The following is a 20,225-nucleotide window of genomic DNA, read 5'->3' as shown; positions in this document are numbered from 1 at the left end:
GTTCCGTATGAAGCTCTTACACAGAATTTCAGCGCTTAACAGTCCCGATTACGCTTTTGTTTGACGGATTCCTGCCATTTGCAGACAAATCTGCATGACCCATAATCTCAGGTTACAGGTGATGATTTCCTGACTTATGGGTGGTATGTAAAACTCACAAATGCGGATTGCGGGTCTTATATTTTTCAATCAGCCGGTCATTGATTTCCGTGGCACCCGGCATATTCGCACTGCGATAAACCGGAACTTCTCCGCCCTCTGCGGCCAGTTCGGCAGCAACCGCGGTAAAGATCGCATGGAGAATGGTGGCACCAACGGCGGTGGAAACCGCGCCCGCTTTCATCCCGCTGTTTGGCAGCTGCATCATCGCATCACCGGCCGGAATTTCATTATCCAGCACCAGATCAGCCAGTTCAAACAGACGTACACGACCATGGGCCGCGCTGGCAGAATAGGAAACAGATGTCAGCGCGATAATTTTTGCACCGGCTTCACGGCCGAAGCGCGCAGCTTCAACCGGCGCGGCATTAACACCGGAATTGGAGACAACCAGCAGAATATCGCCGGCACCGATATCATAGCGTTGCAGCAAAGGCTGAACCATGCCGCTGATACGCTCGAATTTGGTGCTGGATGATGCGCCTTCATGCAGCATCGTGAAAGCCGAGAGAACCGGTACGGTAATCGCCAGACCACCGGCACGATAATGCACCTCTTCCGCCAGCATATGCGAATGGCCGGTACCGAACACAAAGACACGCTTATCATTGCGTGCAGCTTCGCCGATCATGGCAACAGCCTGCTTCATCGCCTCGGCCTGACTGTCACGCAATTGCGTGAGATGCGCGGTCAGTCTGTCGAAATAGTCATTGATAATGCTCATACCCGCTGATCCTGTCGCACACCGGAAATCCATGTGGAACGAACATGGCACTGGTCGTCCAGCCAGACCAGATCAGCACGCTTTTTCGGTGCCAGAACCCCACGATCCTTCAGCTGCAAAAACGCGGCCGGATAGGATGTCGCCATGCGCAGAGCTTCTTCGGAAGAGAGATCCAACATTGCCATACCATAGCGGATACCCGATGCCATATCGAGATCAGAACCAGCCAGCGTAGTTCGATCTTCCAACACCAGTTTCGGGCAATAACCACCCTCGACACGATAAACTGTGCGGCCGTTGAGTTGGAATGTATCGCGGCCGGAACCGACCAGCGACATTGCATCGGTAACAAAGAACAGGCGACCCTGCCCGCGTTTTGCCCGCAATGCCACACGCAAAGCCGCAGGTTCGGCATGATGACCATCGGCAATAATGCCACTCCACACGGACGGATGATCCAATGCCGCACCAACGAGATTAGGCGTACGATGGCCGAACTGGCTCATTGCATTGAACAGATGGGTCACGCCCTGCGCGCCCGCATCGAACCGCGCCATAGCCATTTCATAAGTGCTGTCACTATGGCCGATGCTGATAATAACACCGCCTTCGGTCAGCTCACGCACCTGATCGGGTGTGACCTGCTCCGCAGCCATTGTCACCAGCAGACAACCGATTTTCTGCGCCGCTGCAGTCAGCGCCTGAATGTCAGCTGCCTCTACAGGGCGCATCAGCTCCGCCAGATGCGCACCTTTTTTCGCCGGTGCCAGATGCGGGCCTTCAAGATGAAGACCGGCAACGCCCTTGTCAGCCTGCACCGCAGCCACGGCGGCAGTCATAGCCTGCGCCGTCACATCACCGGTATCGGTAATCAGGGTTGGCAACAGGCTGGTTGTGCCATATGGGCGATGGCCTGCTGCGATGGTGCACATGATTTCCGGCGTTGGCCCGTCATTGAGCATTGCTCCGCCGCCGCCATTGACCTGCGCATCAATAAAACCGGGGCTGAGAATGCCGCCCTCCAGTTCAATGATCTGCAGATTTTCCGGCAGCGCAGCACCATCCTGTACCAGACGGACAATCCTGCCCTTCTCGATCAGAACGGCTGTCCGCTCATGAAAACGATGACCGTCAAAAACACGCGCACCACGCAGCAGCTGAAAACCCATCAGACAGTCTCCGTTACCTTATTCAGATTAAGCGGCTTATCAGGATTAAAACCACGGCGGCGCGTCACCGCTTCGATCACACGATAATAGGCGCCGAGCGATACCAGCGGATCAAGCAGAGCCGAACCGGTTGCCGGTGTTTTAATCTGGCTCCATGGCAGATCCAGTGGTGAAATCGCCAGAATATTACCGCCGATGCTTTCCAGATGTTTCAGCGCCTGCAGATTATGCTGATAGGCCTGATCCTGCGAGACAAAGGCCACAATCGGGAAGCCTTTTTCCACCAGACGCATCGGGCCATGCATCAGCTCGGCCAGCGAGAAGGCTTCCGCATGAATGGCCGAAGTTTCCTTGGCTTTCAGCGCTGCTTCAAGCGCAATTGCCATTGAAGGCCCGCGACCGCCGATAAACAGCGACTGTTTTTCAGCCAGAATATTCTCAAGCGCATTGCCTGCATCAACCTGAACCGCGCCCAGTGCTTCCGGCAGCTGATCAAGTCCGCCCTGCATTGTGCTGTCTTTGCTCACCGCAGCAATCACACCGGCCAGAGCCGCAGCAGAAGCGATAAAAGATTTGGTCGCAGCCACACTTTTTTCAGGACCTGCACCAATACCCAGCACGATATCAGCTTCATTGCCGAGCGGGCTGTCGGTCACATTGACCACGGCGACAGTGACCGCACCGCCTTTTTTAGCTGCGCGCTGCATGGCAACGATGTCAGGGCTGGCGCCGGACTGCGAAACGGTAAAATGTACAGCAGAACCAAGCTGCAACGGCGCATCATAAACTGATGCCACCGACGGGCCGATTGCTGCCACCGGTAAACCTAAACGGATTTCTGCCAGATATTTGAAAAATGTTGCTGCATGGTCAGAGGAACCGCGTGCACAGGTCGAAATCAGCGCGGGCTTACGGGAGGCAAAGACCGCCGCGATTTCTTCAAAAACCGGCTTCTGGTCTTTTAACATGGCTGCAACAACGGAAGCAGCCTGTTCGGTTTCCTGAAGCATGAGTGTTGGTGATACGGTCATCGGACCTCTCCCGTTTTCAATTCTGCAATAAAGTCATAAGCATCGCCGCGATAAAGCGAGCGGGTATATTCAACAATCCGGTCTGTCTGTGTGCGCGACACGCGCTCCATTTGCAGGGCAGCAGCCTTGTCAGCCACACCAAGCAAACGCGCATTGACCGGATCAAGCACAACAGCGGTCAGACGCTGCAAAGCGCGCACCGGCTTATAGCCATGTTGTTCCAGTGCTGTATAAAGCGACAGCGCACCGCTGAGCACAGCCTGTGCCAGTTCCGTTTCCTGTCCGGCAGCAGATAATGTAGCGGTACCCAGCAGACGCTGCGGCACCACTGCACGTTCAATTGCCATCGGCATATCATCGGCAAGGCGCAGGCGCTCTACCCGCACCACCAAATCCTGCATGGAAATGCCAAGCTGGAATGCCTCTTCCGGTGACGGCTGACCGATACCGCCGGATAGAATACGTACCCCTGGTACTTTACCACGGGCGATCATATCCTGCGAGAATGAGGTAAGCTGCCAGAGCGGCTGGCTGATCTTTTTCGGGCGTTCGCAAATATAGGTGCCGCTGCCATGACGGCGTTCCACCAACCGGTTTTCAAGCAGCGCCTGATAGGCCGAGCGAATGGTGACCCGCGCCAGACCAAGCGCCTGCGCCAGTTCACGCTCGGGCGGCAGACTACTGCCAGCGGCAAGACTGCCATCCTCAATCAAATTGGTCAGCACCACGGAAACCTGCTTATAGAGCGGCCCGCCGGTCGTTTGCGCCGCTAATCCGCGCTGAAGAAGAGGAAGTAATCTGGTATTATCCATACCCGGACTATAATACCTTTTTAATACCAATGACAAATGGAATTATCTGTCAGCTCAAAATAAAAAGGGCAGCTTCTGTTGAGAAAGCCGCCCTTTAGAGCATTTCACAGTCAAGTTGAATCAACTTGACTTCTTGATTATGTCAAGTTGGATCAACTTGACGCCCGTGATAATGCGACCAAATAAAGAATTGAGACGCGAGCGCTATAATCCAATCTGGACGTAAACCGCTCTAGCATTTGAGCTATTGTACTAACACCGGTTCAGCCGGTGGCACCTCGGAGCTATCTTCCGGCTCCGGATGCTCAGGCTCTTTCACACGGAACCATGCCACATAAAGCGCAGGCAGGAACAGCAATGTAATAACTGTTCCGGCAATAATCCCGCCCATCATGGCATAGGCCATCGGTCCCCAGAACACTTCGCGGGAAATCGGGATCAGCGCCAGACTGGCCGCCGCTGCGGTCAGCGCAATCGGACGCATACGATGCTGGGAAGCCTGATAAACAGAATCCCACGGATGCATCCCCTCTTTGATGTGATCCTCCACCTGCACGATCAGGATCACCGAGTTGCGGATCAGGATACCGATCAGCGCCAGCACACCGAGAATAGCGACGAAGCCCAGTGGTTTGCCGCTTGGCAGCAAGGCCGCCACCACACCAATCAGACCGAGCGGAGCAACCGCCACCACCAGAAACAGTCGCTGGAAGCTCTGCAATTGCAGCATCAAAATCGTTGCCATAACGAACAGCATCAACGGCACAACGGCAGCAATCGGCCCCTGACTTTTGGCGCTTTCTTCCACAGTACCGGCAATATGCACGGAATAACCAAGCGGCAGTTTCTGCGCAAATGCATCAACCTGCCCCTTCATCTGTTCCACCACCGTATCCGGCATGGTCTTGTCGAGAATACCGGCAGAGACTGTGATCGTCGGCAGACGGTCCCGACGCCAGACAACCGGCTGCTCAATCTCGTAACGGAAATTGGCAATCGAGGCGAGCGGGATGGAATCCCCGTTGCCGGTACCGATCTGCAGATTGCGCAGAGTTTCAATCCGGTCACGTTCCTGCGCCTGTGCCCGCACCACCACATTAATCAGATAGGTAGCATCGCGCACCTGTGTAATCGCCAGACCGCCGACCACGCTGTTGAGCGTCATCGAGATGTCTTTGGAAGAAACGCCGAGTTTACGCGCCTTATCCTGCAATACATCAACCCGCACCACGCGTGCCGGTTCGTTCCAGTCATAGGCCACAACACCCAGACGCTGATCCTGCGCCATGATCGTTGAAACCTGATGCGCATAGCTGCGAACAGCCTGAATATCCGGCCCGCTGACGCGATACTGCACCGGACGGCCAACCGGAGGTCCCAGCTCAAGGAATTTCACATAAGCATCGGTGCCGATATAATCCTTGCGCAGCACCGCATCGAATTTCTGCTTCAGCCGGTCGCGCGCCTCCACATCCTTGGCGACAATAATCATCTGACCGAAATACGGATTGACCGGCTGCACATCGAAAGTCAGCACGAAACGCACTGCGCCCTGCCCGATATAGCTGCTCCAGTGGTCTATATCCTCATTGCCTTTGAGCATCGTCTCTTCAAAACGCAGCATCTGCGCCTGTGTTTCGGCAATGGAACTGTTCTCCGGCAATTTCCAGTCAATCACCAGTTCCGGCCGATCCGAAGACGGGAAGAACTGGCGCTCAATCAGTGTCATACCACCGAGAGAAATCAAAAACAGCACGACCGTGGCAAAGATTGTCGTCCAGCGATGACGCATGCACCACAGCAAAGCCGCGGCAAAAGCCTTGCCGACACGGCGCGGCTTTTCCTCATGTTTTTTCATCGTTTTTGGCAGCAGCGTCACGCCAAGCAGCGGCGCAAACAATACAGCCACCACCCATGATACGACCAGCGAAACCGCAATCACAACGAACAAAGTATAAGTATATTCACCCGCCTGACTGGTGTTCAGACCGATCGGGATAAATCCGGCAATCGTCACCAGCGTACCGGTCAGCATCGGAAAGGCGGTGTGAGAATAGACATAGGTCGCCGCTTTATTGATCGGATCACCCGCCTCAAGTCGTGCAACCATCATCTCCACGGCAATCATCGCATCATCCACCAGCAGGCCGAGCGCAATTATCAGCGCCCCCAATGACACACGCTGCAGCGAAATATCCATATATTGCATGGTGAGGAAGGTGATCGCCAAAACCAGCGGAATGGACAGCGACACCACAAAACCGGCTCGCACGCCAAGGCTGATAAAGCTCACAGCCAGAACAATAACCACCGCCTCGAACAGGGCTTTGGTAAAACCGGACACAGCCTCATCCACCACATCCGGCTGATCGGCCACCTGATGCACGCTGATACCAACCGGCAGTTCTCCTTCAACGCGCGCCATCAAATCATTGAGCGCCTTGCCGAAGTCCAGCAGGTTTTCATTCGGCTTCATACCGATGGCCAGCCCGATTGCCGGTTCACCATTCACGCGAAACAGACTTTCCGGCGGATTGGTATAGCCGCGCTTGATTTCCGCCACATCGCTGAGGCGGAAAAAGCGGTTATTAACCCGCAGATTGACCGCTTTCAGACTGTCTTCTGAGGTAAATTGCCCGCTCACCCGTACAGAGACGCGTTCCGGCCCTGCATTAATTACACCGGACGGAGTAATCGCATTCTGATCCTGAAGGCTTTTTAAAATCGCTTGCTGATCCAGCCCCAGCGCCGCAATCTGACGGGATGAAAATTCGAGATAAATCACCTCATCCTGCGCGCCGATCAGATCAACTTTACCGGCACTTGGCAATTGCAAAACCTGGGTGCGCACAGTCTCTACGTAGTCACGCAACTGCCGGTGGCTCAGACCATCAGCCGTGAAGGCGTAAATATTACCAAACACATCGCCGAAGCGGTCATTGTAAAAAGGCCCGTAGACGCCTTCAGGGAAATTCCCCTTGATATCATTGATCATATTGCGGGTCTGGAGCCAGATTTTCTCCACATCCCGCGCTTTGGTCGTCGCTTTCAGATTGACAAAAATCACCGCTTTACCCGGCGTTGTCACCGATTTGGTAAAATCGAGACTGTCGAGTTCCTGCAGCTTTTTCTCAATCCGGTCAGTCACCTGATTGATCGTCTCGTCCACCGATGCACCGGGCCAGTTGGCCTGTATCAGCATGGTTTTAATGGTGAATTGTGGGTCTTCCTCGCGCCCGAGATTGATATAGGCGGCAATACCGGCAATCAGAAAGACCAGCATGAAATACCAGACCAGCGAGCGGTGATTAAGCGCCCAGTCAGAGAGATTAAATTTCTTCATTATTGCTCTCCCTGCGGCAGCTTAACCTTCTGGCCATCCTGCAAACTGTTCACGCCTGCACTGACAATGCGCTGACCGGCTTCCACGCCTTTGGCAATAAATTGCCCGTCCCTGCGGCTGACAACTTCGACGGCCTGACGGCGCACAGTCTGGCTCTGCGGATCAGCGATCCAGACATAGGTTTTGCCCTCCTGTTCCAGCAAAGCGGATAGCGGCAGGGTAATCTGTTCCTGATGGTCGCCATTACTGCGCAGCGCTGTGATTGTTGTGCCTAAACGGAAAGCTTCCGGTGCATCATCAAGCGTGATTTTTACACGGCGCAAACGCGTGGCATTATCCGCCTGCGGTGCAATTTCCCGCACATGACCTTCTGCCTGCACAGTCGGATCGGCCTGCAGGAAAATCATAAATCTATCGCCGTCTTTGACCGTCTCCGCAATGTGATCCGGCACATCGACAACGGCTTCACGCACATCCGGCCGCGCCACGGTCAAAACACTCTGTCCGGCAGCCACAACCTGCCCGACTTCGGCATTTACCGCAGAAACAACACCATCAAAATCCGGATCCAGTTGTGCAAAACCACGCTCGTCTTCAGCCTTTCGTAAGGCGGCACGGGCTTTTTCCAGACCGGCAGCCGCAGTGTCGCGCCCCTGTTTGGCACTGTCATAAACCGCCTGCGGAATACTACGCATGGCCAGCAAACGCGCCTGCCTGTCCTCTGTGGCCTGTGCATTCACATATTGTGCCTCGGCACTGGCCATATCAGCTTTGGCTGCCTGCAAATTCAGATCAAGCTGTGCGGGATCAATCATCGCCACAACCTGATCTTTTTTAACAAAATCACCGATATCCACATCACGCTGGATCAAGCGCCCTAAAACGCGGAAGGCAAGATCCGTGCTGAATTGCGGCTCCACAGATCCGGCAAAACCGCTTTGCTGTGAGGCCTCCGCTTTTGCGATAACAAACAATACCGGCCGGACAACCGGCTCCTTTGCCTCATCAGCCTGTTCACCACAGGCTGCCAGCATCAACAAAACTGATCCTGCCGCAGCTGCTCTGAAAATTCTGCGCTTCATCGTCCAACCCGTCGCCCGCATCACTGTGTTACTTTCTGCTCATCAGCCACCAGAAGCTCCACAACAGCGCCTTCACTCAGCAACTGCCCGCCGCGGGTTATGACCATTTGCCCGTCCTGCAAACCTTCAGAAATAATGATTTTTTCCCGCTCATAGTCCATAATCCGCACTAAAGCGGAAGAGACCGTTTTCGTTTGCGGATCAAGTACCCATACAGCCGGTTTTCCGCCCTGTGATGTCATAGCACTCCATGGCAAAATCACAGCACGCACCACCGGCAATTGCAGACTGCCGGTTACCGGAGCCGCTAGTGTCATGGCAGGTGGCGGCGTATCCAGCTCAACCTTAATCCGCACAGTACCGGTTGTGGCATTCACCACCGGCGCAACCTCACGCACATGGCCGGTTGCAGTGACAGACGGATCGGAAACCAGTGTCAGACTCACCTGAGGCAGCGCCTGTTTCCCGCCTTGTTGCTCCATGGATTCCGCATGGGCAGCCAGCGCTTCCTGCACATCAAAAACGGCGTCCCGCTCACCATCGGCAGCAATCACAAAGGCAGTTTGTGCCGCCTGTACCAATTGTCCCGTTTCAATATTACGAGCAGTCACCACACCGGCGCGCGGCGCACGCAATTCCGTATAGCTCATCATATCCTGCGCATTTTTCATCTGGCTTTGCGCACTGATAAGAGCCGCCTCGGCACGCTGCTTGGTTTCCTCCGCAGTGCCGAACTGACTGCGCGTGGTAAATCCCTGATCCAGCAATGCCTGTTGGCGTGTGTAATTGGCGGTTGCCTGTATTAATTGCGCCTGCGCCGCATTCAGAGAGGCCAGAGCGGAGCGCAATCCAGCCTGCTGCTCCACAGCATCAATACGCGCCAGCAATTCACCGGCTTCAACTTTTTGCCCCACATCAGCGCTGCGCTCTGTCACCTGACCGGAAGCGCGAAAAGCAAGATTGATAAGATTGCGGGCTGCGATCGTTCCTGTCTGCACCAGTTTCGGGCGATAATCGCTGACACGGACGGTCTGCGCGCTGACTGCAACACTATGGGCATTCGTGACAGGCTGTTGCGAGGGAGGATTGGCCTGAGCAAAAACACTGCAAACAGATGCAAACATAAAGGAAGCGAGGGGAACAGGAAGAAGAATGTGTCTGCGCCGTCTGACCATCAAATTCACAACCTTTAAAATACCTATTGCATTACAGCAAACATAGCGGATCATTCCGGTATTAATAGTCTTTCTGAGCCTGACTTTATAAAATCGGGATGATAATAACTCTTTAAAACTGAATTTAGAAAGCAACTGACATGAGTACTGTTCTGGAAATCGCCGATCTGAAAAAACTGGCGCGTCGCCGCGTACCAAAGATGTTTTTCGATTATGCAGATTCCGGCGCATGGACAGAATCGACCTATCGGGCCAATGAAAGCGATTTTGCCAAAATCAAACTGCGTCAGCGCGTACTGGTAGATATGACTGACCGTTCTCTGGCAACAACCATGATCGGCCAGAATGTGACTATGCCGGTAGCCCTGTCTCCGACAGGTCTGGCAGGGATGCAGCATGCGGACGGGGAAATTCTGGCAGCGCAGGCAGCACAGGAATTCGGCGTGCCCTTTACCCTCTCCACCATGAGCATCTGCTCGATTGAAGATGTCGCCGCAGCAACGAAAAAGCCTTTCTGGTTCCAGCTTTATGTGATGAAAGACCGTGATTTCGTCCGCAATCTGATTGAGCGTGCCAAAGCCGCCGGTTGCTCGGCACTGGTGCTGACGCTCGACCTGCAAATTCTCGGCCAGCGTCACAAAGATTTGCGCAACGGTCTGTCGGCTCCGCCGAAATTCACGCCGAAACATATCTGGCAGATGATGACGCGCCCGCAATGGTGCCTCGGTATGCTGGCAACGCAGCGCCGTACCTTCCGTAATATTGCCGGTCATGCCAAAGGTGTCAGCGACCTCTCATCCCTGTCCTCATGGACAGCCGAGCAGTTTGATCCGAAACTGAACTGGGATGATGTGGAATGGATCAAAAAACTCTGGGGCGGCCCGCTGATCCTCAAGGGCATTCTCGATGAAGAAGATGCACTGATGGCAGCCAAAACCGGTGCCGATGCGATCATCGTCTCCAATCATGGCGGTCGTCAGCTCGACGGCGCACCATCATCCATTTCGATGTTGCCGCGCATTGTTGATACGGTCGGTGACAAGGTGGAAATCCACCTCGACGGCGGTATCCGCTCCGGTCAGGATGTGCTCAAAGCCGTGGCACTCGGCGCGAAAGGTACCTATATCGGCAGACCGTTTCTTTATGGTCTGGGTGCCATGGGCAAAGCCGGCGTGACCAAGGCGCTGGAAATCATAGCCCGTGAGGCGGATGTGACTATGGCTCTGTGTGGCAAACGCCGTATCACGGATGTGGATGCCTCAATCCTGCATAAAGATTAATATGGGCGGGGTGGTTTAGGTAAAACACTCTCTGAACCACCCCTCCCTGCATTTTCTGTTAAGAAGAATAAGATTAAACTGCAAAAAACATAATCAAAAAAATATAATTAAATTTATTAATTTTCTACACGTAACCATACTTCCCGAAAGATACCCAGATCAGTATCCCATTCGATAATTCCGTAATAAAACTGATCGTTTTCAGCTGTAATATCGTCAAAAAAGTAATTTACATCAGCAACTTGCCCAGGTTCTTTTGGAGAACTATAACACAACCAATCAGATCGATTTGTACTATTTCTTGATAGTACAACAGAAAACAAATTTGCCGTAAATAATTCAGAACAAATCAAGCTTGTGTTATCATAATTTGTCCAATTTCCCAGCGATGTATGGAATGTATCATAAGCTGCTTTAGTTTCACTATTATAATTATAGAAACTATCTGTGCACATCGTGACAACTTTATAAGACGGAACGATAGGGAAACGTATCAACAGCTTTGTAGGGTCACTTTCAGTCGGAATGAATGTATTCTCATCAATAGCGCCACTATAGGTTCCGACTTTAGGTGTCTGGATATCTGTTCCTTCTGGTATCTGGTAAAAATATTTACAATTTTCGCCATCCGGAATAACAATATCTACATCTCCCGTTACATTTTGGAATAATGCAAATGGGCAATTCTCTCCTAGCACACCTGAAAGTTTTGCGGGACTTCCATCACTCCCGTTCATACTATAATTGAAAGTGACCATTCCATCACAATCGTTAGCTTCATCTCTAAACTTAACCTTTCTGATTGTGTCAGAATTTTGCGGCGTAAAATTTGGAATGGTCATAGAAAAATTACACAGCATTTTTTTATTATCTTTATTTATAACAATAGAATTCAACTGAGATTTATCACCAAAATTTTTAATAATTTTTGGAAAAAAATTTTTAATATCGACCATAAAACAATCCAATACATTAAATTAATAACAAATTAATTATGCATAATATTTCTCCTCTTGTCTTTCACGATACTATTTTATTACTTCACCGGCGCTCTGCTCAGCAGCACACTGCGGATCGAGAAGCTGGAGTGAATACGCACCACACCCGGCAGGCGTGAGAGAATTTCTTTGTGAATGACCTCATAGGCTGCCGTATTTTCTGCCTCGGCACGCAGGATATAATCGGCATCCCCCGTCATCAGATAACATTCCTGAATTTCCGGATGGCGGCGCACCGCTTCTTCAAAACGATTGAGATATTCCTCCGTCTGCCGCTCCAGCGTAATGCGCACCAGCGCCACCAGCCGGTCATCAGCATCGGGTGCCGCAACAATCGCCGTATAGCCGCGGATAACCCCGCTTGTTTCCAGCAATTGCACACGCCGCAGGCACGCCGATTGCGATAAACCGACCTCTGTTGCCAGCTGACTATTGGTCATACGCCCGTCGCGGCGCAGACAGCGGATAATATTACGATCAATAGCATCTAAGGTCGACACGCAGAATCTTCCAATTTATAGTATTTTATCGTGCTGATTTAGCTACAATTCGCATAAATTGCGAAAAATAGCAAAAACATTCGAAGACTATTCGACTACACTGAGAAACAGGGAGAGAGTTCCGGCACGTGATACCGCTCGTAAAGTTACGACGCTGAACGATGCTGCCTCTTATAAAATTTGTTTGGCATCTCTGGCATGGTCTGCATGCAGAGCATAACCTGAAACTGTGTTATAGTTTTCCGGATATGCATACTGGCAGCCAACCAACTTGTTGAACATGACAATGCGGAATTGCTTATGTCTGTACTCTTTTCTGAAACCCGTGCGGCAGCGCCTGTTGATACAACTGCCGGTGAAAATCCGGAAATCCTCGCGGCCGGCGGTATTCTTACCGTTGATCTGGCCGCTTTGCGCGCGAACTATAAGCTGATCGCCGACGCACTGAGCCCGACCAGAGCCGCAGCTGTTGTGAAAGCCGACGCCTATGGTCTGGGCGCAGATAAAGTTGCCCCGCAATTTTATGCCGCCGGTTGCCGTGATTTTTTCGTTGCACATCTGGGAGAAGCCTTGAAGCTGCAACCGCATATCGGCAAAGATGCTGTTATTTATGTTCTCAACGGCCTACAGCCGCAGACAGAAAAACTCTGCGCGGATAATAATATTATCCCTGTACTGAATTCGCTGGAACAGCTGCGCAACTGGGCAGCTCTGGGCAAAACCGGCAACCGGAAGCTTCCGGCACTGCTTCAGCTTGATACAGGCATGTCGCGTCTCGGTCTTTCCGAACAGGAACTGAAAGAACTGCTGGCAGATATTTCCCTGCTGGACGGCATTGATGTAAAATTCATTATCAGCCATCTGGCTTCTGCTGATAATGTGCAGAGCCCGCAGAACCACGCCCAGCTGGAGCGCATGCAGGCAGCTCTTAAACTTCTGCCGCATTATGCTGTCGCTTTTTCCAATTCCGGCGGCAGCTTTATGGAGCGCGGCTATCATTTTGATCTGGCACGTCCGGGCATCGCACTTTACGGCGGCGCACCACAGGAAAATGCACCAAACCCGATGCAGCCGGTTGTGTCACTGCAGGCGCGCGTCATTCAATGCCGCACCGTTCCGGCACATACTCTGGTGGGTTATGGCGGCAGCTATGAAACACAGGGCGAGACACGGATTGCCACGATTGCCGTCGGCTATGCAGATGGCTGGCCACGGCATTTAAGCAATAAAGGCGCAGCATATTATGGTGCTGTGCGCCTGCCTATTATCGGCCGTGTTTCCATGGATTCCATTACACTGGATGTCAGCGCCCTGCCGGCAGGCACATTAAAGCTCGGCAGCCTTGTAGAGCTGATCGGCGCACATCAGAGCCTTGAACAAGTGGCACAGGATGCCGGAACAATTTCCTATGAGATTCTGACATCTCTGGGGAACAGATATCATCGCAATTACATTAACGACATTCTTGCCTGAAGAACAAACAAGCCTGCACATGCGGCATCAGACAGGATATGACAGAGGCAGACCATGAAAGTTACAATACTCGGCAGCGGTGTGATCGGCGTAACGACCGCCTATTATCTGGCAAAAGCCGGCCATGAAGTGACTGTGCTCGACCGTCAGGAAGGACCGGCGCTCGAAACCAGTTTCGCCAATGCCGGTCAGCTTTCCTATGGTTACTCGACCCCATGGGCTGCTCCGGGTATTCCGCAGAAAGCGGCAATGTGGCTGTTTAAAAAACACTCACCTTTGATTTTCCGTCCGACCTGCAATCCGGCAATGTATAGCTGGCTGATGTCCATGCTGGCCAATTGCACCGCATCGGCCTATGCGACCAACAAAGCCCGCATGCTGCGCATTTCCAATTACAGCCGTGAATGCCTGACCGAACTGCGCAATGATACCGGCATCACCTATGATGAAGGTTCAAAAGGCACTTTGCAGCTGTTCCGCAGTCAGAAAGATTTTGACGCGGTAATGACCAAGGATATTGAAAGCCTGCGTCAGGACGGCATTAAATTTGAAGTGCTGGATGCCGAAGGCTGTACCAAGGCAGAACCAGCCCTTGCCAATGTAAAGCACATGATTACCGGCGGCCTGCGCATGCCGGATGACGGCACCGGCGATTGCTTCACCTTCACCAATAAACTGGCCAAAATGGCTGAAGAACTGGGCGTAAAATTCCACTACAATGTGGATATTAAAGGCTTCCAGCTTAACAGCGGCAAGATTGTTGCGGTTGAAACCAATAAAGGCATCTTCACTGCTGATCGCTATGTAGCCGCACTCGGCAGCTTCACGCCGCAGCTGGTCAAAGGCCTCGGCCTCAATGTGCCGATCTATCCGGTTAAAGGCTATTCGATCACCATTCCGATTGTCGATGAATCCCGCGCACCGGTTTCCACCATTCTGGATGAAACCTATAAGATCGCGATTACCCGTCTCGGCGACCGTATCCGCGTCGGCGGTATGGCTGAAGTCACCGATTATGTGACACGTCTGCTGCCTGAACGCCGCGAAACGCTGGAACTTTCCGTCAGCGGCCTGTTCGGCGGTGCGGGTGACCTGTCCAAGGCAACTTTCTGGTCGGGTCTGCGTCCGATGACACCGGATTCAACACCGATTATCGGCGGCACAAAATACGACAATCTCTATATCAATGCCGGACACGGCACACTCGGCTGGACAATGTCTGCCGGTTCTGCCCGCGTTATGGCCGACCTGATTTCCGGCAAAAAACCGGATATTGATACTTCGGATCTCGGCCTGTCACGCTACAAGTAAAATTACATCCTCCGCTTAAACGCCGCCGCAAATTTTGCGGCGGCGTTTTGCATTTCAGAGCAATCCGATCAGATGCGCCTTCATCACCGCATGAACCTTGTTGGAAACAATCAGCTTATTCAGAACATTGTTCATGTGAAAATGTACCGTGCGCGGCGTGATATTGAGTATGATTGAAATATCCTCAGCGGTTTTACCGTCACCGGTCCAGCGCAATATTTCCCGCTCCCGCAGTGTAATAATCTGATCCTCAGCATTATAGGTCTCATCCAGCCGATAAAGATCATAAAACCTTGTGAACAGAGACAGGCTCAACTCACGCAATTCCGGCTCCAGCTCTTTCAGTTCGGCTTTGCTGATTGCATCGCTGGTTCGGCTGAAAGACAGAAAGCCGGCAACCGATTGCGGCCCCCAGCAGGACTGCGTAATACCCACAGAATGGCCGTCACGTCTCATTTCCTGCCACAGAATTTTATTCTGCTGATAGAGTTTCTCAGTCCAGACGACCGGCTTGGAAGACCGCATCGCCTGCTGAATTGCGGGATCGGTCAGAATACATTCATTGCGCACATAATAACTGCGCCAGCCTTCAGAATAATTGTCGAAACCCTGAATTTTCGGGCGCGTCAGTGACTGCGGGATACGAAGAACAAAACTGTAATAGTCAAAGCCAAGCCGCACCGCATGACTACTGATAATATCGACAAGTTCAATTTCCTGTACATCTGTTAAATTGACACCATAAAGTATTGGCCGCGATATATTCATCGGAAAAACCTTATCTTATTTTAAAATATCAATAAAAATAAAACAGTATAAAAAATCAGGACAACCAAAGAATAACAATTCAAATAAAAAATGACAATCAATTAGAATAAATTTCACAAAATATGTTCACATCTTAAGAAAGATACAAATATTTAAGAATAACCATGAAAATTTATTGAATAACATAGATTGATAAATCTAATTTTCTAAAAGATGAAAAGCTGCATGAAACGCTTTTTACAAGACGTGACATTTTTGCCATGAGCTTTGACAAGGCGAATGCGACCTTTAACGCCGCTATTCCCGCTAATGATTCTTATTGCGAGCCAATAAAAAAGCCCGCCAAAAGCGGGCTCATTTGATGGAGCACTCGTGCTGCTGATTACTTTTTCTTGCTCAGCACCTTCACCAGACTATATTTCAGGTTGGAACTGTCCATAGGCGGATTTTTGATTTTGCTCACATTCACTTTCAGCTTGTAGCGATAACCCGGCTCATAGCGAAAACCGTCAATACCGCCATAGAATAATGTCCACTCGCTTTTCGGGCTTTTGCGCACCTGCATACATTTTTGTGGCCCTACACCAACACAATCAACCAGCTTGTTATTGATATAAAGCACCTCATTCTTACCGGCTGCACTCGCCTGCTGCATCGATAACAGACCGGCACCAACAATGGCCGCAGTTACAACAGGTATAATAAAGGTTTTTTTCACAGGCTTCTCCGTCTTCGCTTCTTACTTGCGTCAGCACTGAACTTAGCTAAAACAACCTGAACAGCAGGTGAACCGGATGACGTCTCAAAACACACATACCAACGGCAAGACCATTGCCATTATTGGCGGCGGCCCTTCAGGCCTTGCTGCGGCAGAAATTCTGTCCGCGCACGGGCATGACGTTACTGTTTATGAAGCCATGCCGACTGTTGCACGCAAATTTCTGCTGGCAGGCAAATCCGGCTTGAATATCACCCATTCAGAACCCTATGAACGCTTTCGTATCCGCTATGGTTCCAGCGGTGTGCGCCTCATTCCGGCACTCGATGCTTTTACGCCTGCTGATATCTGTGAATGGACTGAACAGCTGGATATCGAGGTCTTCACCGGCAGTTCCGGCCGCGTCTTTCCGAAACGGATGAAAGCCTCACCACTATTGCGCAACTGGGTCGCACGACTGGAAGCGCAAGGCATCAAAATCCTGAAACGTCATCGCTGGAAAGGCTTCAGCGGAGACACTCTTTTATTTGACACACCGGAAGGTGAAAAGCAGATCAGCCCTGATGCCACATTACTGGCTCTGGGCGGCGCCAGCTATCCGCGCCTTGGTTCCGATGCCGCATGGGTGCCGTGGCTTAAGGAAAAGAATATCAGTATCGCGCCTTTCCAATCGGCCAATTGCGGATTTGATGTTGACTGGAGCTCAGTCTTTCGCGAGCGCTTTGCAGGTGCACCGATCAAATCGGTTGCCGTCACATCTCCGGCAGGCCGGATTGAGGGCGAATTTGTTATCTCGCAGCACGGCATTGAAGGCAGTCTGATCTATGCTCACGCCGCTGCATTGCGCGATCAGCTGAATAATACCGGCACCGCCAGTCTCTATCTTGATCTGACACCGGCACGGTCAGTTGAACGGCTGATACGCGATCTCACCAAGCAAGGCAGCAAAAGCAGCTTCTCCAACCGCCTGCGCAAAGCCACCGGCCTTGAAGGTGTGAAAGCAGCTCTATTGCGCGAACTGGTACCGGATGCTCATATGCTCTCCGCGGAAAATCTCGCGCAGCAAATTAAAAATCTCGCAGTGCCATTGCTGCGTCCGCGCCCGATTGCAGAGGCGATTTCCTCTGCCGGCGGCATTGTCTGGGATGAGGTCAGCGACAATTATATGCTGCACAAATTGTCGGGTGTTTTTGTTGCCGGTGAAATGCTGGATTGGGAAGCGCCGACCGGCGGCTATCTGCTCACCGCCTGCTTCGCAACAGGCCGTGCCGCCGCTCAAGGTATGCTGGATTGGCTGGAGCATTTCACAGTCAAATTAGATTAATTTGACGGCTGTGATAATGCGACCACTAAAAATCTGGAGCATGTCCTCTAAAATTGCACATCGGTTGTAGGAGACATGCTCCAGAAACTCAAATAATCTTCGCCTTCACAAACACATCATAGCGGGTGCTCTTACCTAATATCTGGTGCGAAGGTTTGCGGATACCTGCCATTGGTTCCGCACGCAGCGGCCATTTCAGCACAACACGGTTTTGCGCAGCTTCCAGCGCCACCTGCATCAGCCTTTCCGCATCGGGGTCGGTACCGACAATCTCGCGGATCTGGCGCATTTCTTTTTTGACCAGTGCCGTATTTCCGCGTGGCGGATGCATCGGATCAACCAGAACTACCTGCGGCTTCAGTTCCGGCAACAATGCACAGGAGTCACCAAAGAGCAGCGTCATCCGCGCCACGGTCTCCGCCAAGCGCCCGCCTTCTGCCGCAGCGCGTTCCAGCCCTGCGGCGAGCAAAGCGTGCATTTTTTCTGACCGCTCAATCAAGGTTACTTTTGCACCGAGTGATGCCAGCAAAAAAGCATCGCGGCCAAGCCCTGCGGTAGCGTCCACAATATCCGGTGTTGCACCGCGCACCAGTCCAGCTGCTTTGGCAAGCGCCTGCCCGCGCCCCTCACCGGAGCGGAAACGATGACCGACAGCCCCGCCGACAAAATCAACAATCAGGTCATTATCATCTGCTTGCTGCATAGGTTCCCTCAAAACGGGCAAGGTATGGTAAAAGTAACAGCACGGCCATCAGGATGGCGAAAGCTCAGGCTCTCCGCATGCAGCAGCAAACGATCTGCCGCCTGCAATGCAGCCCCCTCTGCATAGAATTCATCACCCAGCATCACATGACCGATGGCCTTCATATGCACACGCAACTGATGCGTCCGGCCGGTCAGTGGAAATAAACGCAGCCTTGTTGTCTGCTCTCCGCGCTCCAGCACCTGCCAGCGACTTTGTGCCGGTTTGCCACGTTCGTAATCCACACGGTGACGCGGTTTATTGTCCGGATCAATCGCCAGCGGCAGATCAATCAGCCCTTCATCCTCGACCACATTGCCCCAAACAACTGCGACATAGGTCTTCTCGGTGCTGCGTTCTTCAAACTGTCTGGCAATCTGTGCATGGGCTTTACGGTTCAGCGACATCAAAACCACGCCGGACGTGTCTTTATCCAGCCGGTGAATCATCAAAGCTTTGGGAAACTGCTTCTGCACCCGCGTCGCTAAGCTATCAGACAAAGCCGGATCACGCCCCGGCACGGACAGTAAACCGCTTGGCTTATCCAGCACCAGAATATCCGCATCCTGATAGATCACCGATATCGGATCCATAGGCGGATTATAAACAAGAGAAGCGGAAGAGTATGTGCTCATGCCTCCCTCTAACATAGTTTATCCGCCGCATAGAAGTGCTGACTTTCAGGAGAAACCAAGAAAAACGGGAACTGAAACGGCAGTTCAGCGGTTTACCCAGGCACTCCCTGCAAAATCAGTCGTGATTTTGCACTCACGGAAAGGCTTTTGATGCGATATTTTCTGCCCCTCTGTTTGCTTGCAGTGCTGAGTAGCGGCACTTTGATGACAATACCGGCCACAGCGAAAACTGTTCCGATACCTGCACAAAAACCCGCTGTGGAAGAGAGTAAAACCATTACCCCTGCCCCAAAACCGGAACTAAAAGAACCGCCCGCTTCCCCAAAGCCGGATATATCAAAACCGGAGACACCGAAAACCGAGCGGATTTATCAGGCGGCCTGCCTGCCATTAGTGCAAAATGAAGTGACCGGTAAAGTCATCCCGCCTGTCAATGAAGGGCAATGCCAGATCAGAAGCCCGCTGGAAATCACGGCCTTCACCAAACCTGTCCCGATAGATCTGGATCAGCCGGTTACAACCAATTGCACGATGACTGTCGCTCTCACTGAATGGGTGCAGCAGGCTAACAATCTGGCCAAAACCCATCTCGGCAGCGATATCAAAACCATCGGCACCGGTTCGCATTATCAATGCCGCAAGGTGAATAACGGCTCGGCAGGACGTGTATCCGAACATGCATTCGGCAATGCTCTGGATATCATGTCTTTCACACTCGCAAATGGTGAAAAAACCACACTTGCCACAGACTGGAACGGCAGTGAAAAACAAAAGAAATTCTGGCGTGAGTTACATAAGGCAAGCTGTACGCTGTTCATGACCGTATTGGGACCGGAGGCCGACAGCGCCCATGAAACCAATCTGCATCTTGATATGGGCTGCCACGGCAAATCCTGTACCTATCGCATCTGCCAGTAACCTGATGAAACAGAAAAATAGACGCCCGATTTCCGGCGGCACCGGAAGCAAATCATGATAAAG

Annotated in this window: 18 protein-coding genes; 5 read left to right on the top strand and 13 right to left on the bottom strand. The window is 52.0% G+C overall.

Annotated features, from left to right (window positions below; genetic code table 11):
• Positions 1-154 precede the first annotated feature (154 nt).
• From F7P81_RS12600 to F7P81_RS12570, 7 genes are all read right to left on the bottom strand, one after another.
• Complete coding sequence (locus F7P81_RS12600; RefSeq protein WP_151159775.1) at positions 155-883, bottom strand: SIS domain-containing protein; 729 nt, start codon at positions 881-883, stop codon at positions 155-157.
• Positions 880-2,052, bottom strand: coding sequence for an N-acetylglucosamine-6-phosphate deacetylase (nagA, locus tag F7P81_RS12595; RefSeq protein WP_151159774.1), 1,173 nt, complete (start codon positions 2,050-2,052; stop codon positions 880-882). Before nagA ends, F7P81_RS12600 begins: the two co-directional genes overlap by 4 nt.
• Entirely contained in the window at positions 2,052-3,083 is a 1,032-nt protein-coding gene (locus F7P81_RS12590; protein ID WP_022709350.1) for an SIS domain-containing protein, read from the bottom strand. The genes nagA and F7P81_RS12590 overlap by 1 nt, the downstream gene beginning before the upstream one ends.
• Entirely contained in the window at positions 3,080-3,895 is an 816-nt protein-coding gene (locus F7P81_RS12585; protein ID WP_022709351.1) for a GntR family transcriptional regulator, read from the bottom strand. The genes F7P81_RS12590 and F7P81_RS12585 overlap by 4 nt, the downstream gene beginning before the upstream one ends.
• Positions 3,896-4,139: 244 nt before the next feature.
• Positions 4,140-7,238 carry an efflux RND transporter permease subunit gene (locus tag F7P81_RS12580; RefSeq protein WP_151159773.1) on the bottom strand — a complete coding sequence of 1,033 codons (3,099 nt, stop codon included), beginning with the start codon at positions 7,236-7,238 and terminating at the stop codon, positions 4,140-4,142.
• Positions 7,238-8,320: an efflux RND transporter periplasmic adaptor subunit gene (locus F7P81_RS12575; protein WP_151159772.1), complete on the bottom strand. Its 1,083-nt coding sequence runs from the start codon at positions 8,318-8,320 to the stop codon at positions 7,238-7,240. The genes F7P81_RS12580 and F7P81_RS12575 overlap by 1 nt, the downstream gene beginning before the upstream one ends.
• A 20-nt stretch (positions 8,321-8,340) precedes the next feature.
• Positions 8,341-9,444, bottom strand: coding sequence for an efflux RND transporter periplasmic adaptor subunit (locus F7P81_RS12570; RefSeq protein ID WP_170265280.1), 1,104 nt, complete (start codon positions 9,442-9,444; stop codon positions 8,341-8,343).
• Between the two features lie 191 nt (positions 9,445-9,635).
• Here F7P81_RS12570 and F7P81_RS12565 point away from each other — a divergent pair, with 191 nt between their 5' ends.
• Positions 9,636-10,775, top strand: a complete 1,140-nt coding sequence (locus F7P81_RS12565) for an alpha-hydroxy acid oxidase (protein ID WP_151159770.1) — start codon at positions 9,636-9,638, stop codon at positions 10,773-10,775.
• A gap of 116 nt (positions 10,776-10,891) precedes the next feature.
• Here F7P81_RS12565 and F7P81_RS12560 read toward each other — a convergent pair whose 3' ends face one another.
• Positions 10,892-11,731: a hypothetical protein gene (locus F7P81_RS12560; protein WP_151159769.1), complete on the bottom strand. Its 840-nt coding sequence runs from the start codon at positions 11,729-11,731 to the stop codon at positions 10,892-10,894.
• 80 nt (positions 11,732-11,811) lie between these two features.
• Positions 11,812-12,273, bottom strand: coding sequence for an Lrp/AsnC family transcriptional regulator (locus F7P81_RS12555; protein WP_151159768.1), 462 nt, complete (start codon positions 12,271-12,273; stop codon positions 11,812-11,814).
• A gap of 300 nt (positions 12,274-12,573) precedes the next feature.
• Between F7P81_RS12555 and alr the strand changes: the two genes are divergently transcribed.
• Together alr and F7P81_RS12545 are read left to right on the top strand one after the other, a co-directional pair.
• Positions 12,574-13,746, top strand: a complete 1,173-nt coding sequence (gene alr / locus F7P81_RS12550; protein WP_151159767.1) for an alanine racemase — start codon at positions 12,574-12,576, stop codon at positions 13,744-13,746.
• Between the two features lie 54 nt (positions 13,747-13,800).
• The gene (locus F7P81_RS12545; protein ID WP_022712270.1) at positions 13,801-15,057 is read left to right on the top strand and encodes a D-amino acid dehydrogenase; all 1,257 of its coding nucleotides are present in this window, start codon (positions 13,801-13,803) and stop codon (positions 15,055-15,057) included.
• A 54-nt stretch (positions 15,058-15,111) separates the two neighbouring features.
• Here the strand turns inward: F7P81_RS12545 and F7P81_RS12540 are convergent, their stop codons facing one another.
• Entirely contained in the window at positions 15,112-15,825 is a 714-nt protein-coding gene (locus F7P81_RS12540) for an autoinducer binding domain-containing protein (RefSeq protein ID WP_151159766.1), read from the bottom strand.
• Positions 15,826-16,207: 382 nt separating this feature from the next.
• Complete coding sequence (locus tag F7P81_RS12535; RefSeq protein ID WP_210246328.1) at positions 16,208-16,543, bottom strand: DUF4377 domain-containing protein; 336 nt, start codon at positions 16,541-16,543, stop codon at positions 16,208-16,210.
• Positions 16,544-16,619: 76 nt separating this feature from the next.
• On the opposite strand from F7P81_RS12535, the gene F7P81_RS12530 reads away from it, so the two are divergent.
• Positions 16,620-17,867 (top strand): TIGR03862 family flavoprotein, encoded by a 1,248-nt coding sequence (locus F7P81_RS12530; RefSeq protein ID WP_151159765.1) that lies wholly within the window; start codon positions 16,620-16,622, stop codon positions 17,865-17,867.
• Positions 17,868-17,955: 88 nt separating this feature from the next.
• Here the strand turns inward: F7P81_RS12530 and F7P81_RS12525 are convergent, their stop codons facing one another.
• A complete protein-coding gene (locus tag F7P81_RS12525) occupies positions 17,956-18,570 on the bottom strand; it encodes a class I SAM-dependent methyltransferase (RefSeq protein ID WP_116087879.1) in 615 nt (204 codons plus the stop codon).
• Between the two features lie 8 nt (positions 18,571-18,578).
• On the bottom strand, positions 18,579-19,244 hold the full coding sequence (locus F7P81_RS12520; protein ID WP_151159764.1) for a pseudouridine synthase: 666 nt from the start codon (positions 19,242-19,244) through the stop codon (positions 18,579-18,581).
• 204 nt (positions 19,245-19,448) lie between these two features.
• On the opposite strand from F7P81_RS12520, the gene F7P81_RS12515 reads away from it, so the two are divergent.
• Positions 19,449-20,162 carry an extensin-like domain-containing protein gene (locus tag F7P81_RS12515; RefSeq protein WP_170265279.1) on the top strand — a complete coding sequence of 238 codons (714 nt, stop codon included), beginning with the start codon at positions 19,449-19,451 and terminating at the stop codon, positions 20,160-20,162.
• Positions 20,163-20,225: the final 63 nt, after the last annotated feature.

The sequence above is a fragment of the Pseudochrobactrum saccharolyticum genome (assembly GCF_008801715.1).
Classification (GTDB): Bacteria; Pseudomonadota; Alphaproteobacteria; order Rhizobiales; family Rhizobiaceae; genus Pseudochrobactrum; species Pseudochrobactrum saccharolyticum.
This window is presented reverse-complemented; position numbering and strand designations above follow the sequence as displayed.

Excerpts from the sequence above, each read along its gene's own strand:
- F7P81_RS12580 (WP_151159773.1), bottom strand. The coding sequence starts at position 7,238 with ATGAAGAAATTTAATCTCTCTGACTGGGCGCTTAATCACCGCTCGCTG.
- F7P81_RS12530 (WP_151159765.1), top strand. The coding sequence starts at position 16,620 with ATGACGTCTCAAAACACACATACCAACGGCAAGACCATTGCCATTATT.
- F7P81_RS12600 (WP_151159775.1), bottom strand. The coding sequence starts at position 883 with ATGAGCATTATCAATGACTATTTCGACAGACTGACCGCGCATCTCACG.
- F7P81_RS12520 (WP_151159764.1), bottom strand. The coding sequence starts at position 19,244 with ATGAGCACATACTCTTCCGCTTCTCTTGTTTATAATCCGCCTATGGAT.
- F7P81_RS12560 (WP_151159769.1), bottom strand. The coding sequence starts at position 11,731 with ATGGTCGATATTAAAAATTTTTTTCCAAAAATTATTAAAAATTTTGGT.
- F7P81_RS12570 (WP_170265280.1), bottom strand. The coding sequence starts at position 9,444 with ATGTTTGCATCTGTTTGCAGTGTTTTTGCTCAGGCCAATCCTCCCTCG.
- F7P81_RS12545 (WP_022712270.1), top strand. The coding sequence starts at position 13,801 with ATGAAAGTTACAATACTCGGCAGCGGTGTGATCGGCGTAACGACCGCC.
- alr (WP_151159767.1), top strand. The coding sequence starts at position 12,574 with ATGTCTGTACTCTTTTCTGAAACCCGTGCGGCAGCGCCTGTTGATACA.
- F7P81_RS12585 (WP_022709351.1), bottom strand. The coding sequence starts at position 3,895 with ATGGATAATACCAGATTACTTCCTCTTCTTCAGCGCGGATTAGCGGCG.
- F7P81_RS12565 (WP_151159770.1), top strand. The coding sequence starts at position 9,636 with ATGAGTACTGTTCTGGAAATCGCCGATCTGAAAAAACTGGCGCGTCGC.
- F7P81_RS12575 (WP_151159772.1), bottom strand. The coding sequence starts at position 8,320 with ATGAAGCGCAGAATTTTCAGAGCAGCTGCGGCAGGATCAGTTTTGTTG.
- F7P81_RS12540 (WP_151159766.1), bottom strand. The coding sequence starts at position 15,825 with ATGAATATATCGCGGCCAATACTTTATGGTGTCAATTTAACAGATGTA.
- F7P81_RS12525 (WP_116087879.1), bottom strand. The coding sequence starts at position 18,570 with ATGCAGCAAGCAGATGATAATGACCTGATTGTTGATTTTGTCGGCGGG.
- F7P81_RS12515 (WP_170265279.1), top strand. The coding sequence starts at position 19,449 with ATGACAATACCGGCCACAGCGAAAACTGTTCCGATACCTGCACAAAAA.
- F7P81_RS12590 (WP_022709350.1), bottom strand. The coding sequence starts at position 3,083 with ATGACCGTATCACCAACACTCATGCTTCAGGAAACCGAACAGGCTGCT.
- nagA (WP_151159774.1), bottom strand. The coding sequence starts at position 2,052 with ATGGGTTTTCAGCTGCTGCGTGGTGCGCGTGTTTTTGACGGTCATCGT.